The following is a 1,398-nucleotide window of genomic DNA, read 5'->3' as shown; positions in this document are numbered from 1 at the left end:
CCGCTGGTCGAGCCTGTCGAGACGGTGAGGATGGGAGTGCGGCTTGATCGAGTGTTCTGACTTTTGTCGAGACTGACCCCGGTTGGGTGTCTTGAAGTGGACCTGTCGATCCCGGTCGGGTCGTGGACACACCCTTGGTTCGACTGATGGAGCCGGGTGAGGCAGTGACTTCATAGGAACCTGTCGGCAGCGGTTATGGCCGACTCTTCACCGTCCTGTCCGCCTCACCCGGCGATGTCATCCCCGTGCCGTAGGACACGACTCAAGGAGACATAACCGCGATGACCAGCATGACCGTTACCCCGCCGCCGCTGCAACCGATGTACGGCGGAGTCGACACCCATAAAGACACCCACCACGCCGCGGTCGTCGATACCGATGGCCACCGCATCGCTGACCGCGAGTTCGCAACCGGCCAGCACGGTGATGATCAGATGTGTGCCTGGCTGACGCAATGGCCGATCGAGGCGATCGCCGTCGAGCAAACCGGCACCTACGGTGCCGGCCTGACACGTTCGCTGCACGCTGAGGGCTACCGCGTCAAAGAACTCAACCACCCCGATCCCACGGTGCGCGCGTGCGCAGGCAAATCCGATCCCATCGATGCCTACAGCGCAGCGCAGGCAGCCCGCACCGGGCGAGCCTCCATCACCCCGAAAGACCGGACCGGGATCATCGAGTCCATCCGAATGATCAAGGCCGCCAGAGCATCCGCGATCAAAGCACGGACCGCCGCGGTCAACCAGATCCGCGACTTCACGATCATCGCACCCCAGATCCGCGACAAGCTCACCGGCATGACCACCACCGGCATGATGGCCGTCATCATCACCTGGCGACCCCACCGCGACCACCTCGACGACCCCGTCCAAGCCGCCAAACTCGTGCTCCGTCAGGTCGCGATCCGAGTCCGTGAACTCGACGCCGAAATCACCGCCTACACCCGCCACCTCGACACGTTGACCGCCCAGATCGCGCCACGGCTGCGTGCACTGCCACAAGTGGGCACCCTCAGCGCTGCGCAACTGTTGATCACCGTCGGTCAATGCCCCACCCGAATCAAGACCGACGCCCAGTTCGCGCGGCTGTGTGGGATCGCCCCGATCCCGGCATCCTCGGGTAAAACCCACCGCACCCGCCTGCACCGTGGCGGCGACCGTCAAGCCAACTGCGCGATCCACCTCGTCACCATCGGCCGGCTCAACCGACACGAGAAAACCATCGCCTACCGCGACCGCCGAACAGCCGAAAACCTCTCCACCAAAGACATCATCCGCGCCGTGAAACGCTACGTCGCCCGCGAACTGTTCTACGCCCTCAAAGCAGACCTCACCGCCTGGGACACCAACCAAAACAACCACGCCCACACCACTTGACGGACTATAGGAACGTCCACCG

The 1,398-nt window shown here is 63.7% G+C and carries 1 protein-coding gene; it reads left to right on the top strand.

The annotated features are described in order from the left end of the window. The first annotated feature begins 281 nt into the window (after window positions 1–281). Window positions 282–1,376 carry an IS110 family transposase gene (locus tag A5766_RS15475; protein ID WP_064861632.1) on the top strand — a complete coding sequence of 365 codons (1,095 nt, stop codon included), beginning with the start codon at window positions 282–284 and terminating at the stop codon, window positions 1,374–1,376. Window positions 1,377–1,398 lie beyond the last annotated feature (22 nt).

The sequence above is a fragment of the Gordonia sp. 852002-51296_SCH5728562-b genome, from assembly GCF_001665475.1.
GTDB lineage: Bacteria > Actinomycetota > Actinomycetes > Mycobacteriales > Mycobacteriaceae > Gordonia > Gordonia sputi.
Note: the sequence above shows the minus strand (reverse complement) of the source record. Positions and strands in the feature narration are given on the sequence as shown.

What these genes read in the sequence shown, in the direction of transcription:
- A5766_RS15475 (WP_064861632.1), top strand. Translation starts at nt 282, where the DNA reads ATGACCAGCATGACCGTTACCCCGCCGCCGCTGCAACCGATGTACGGC.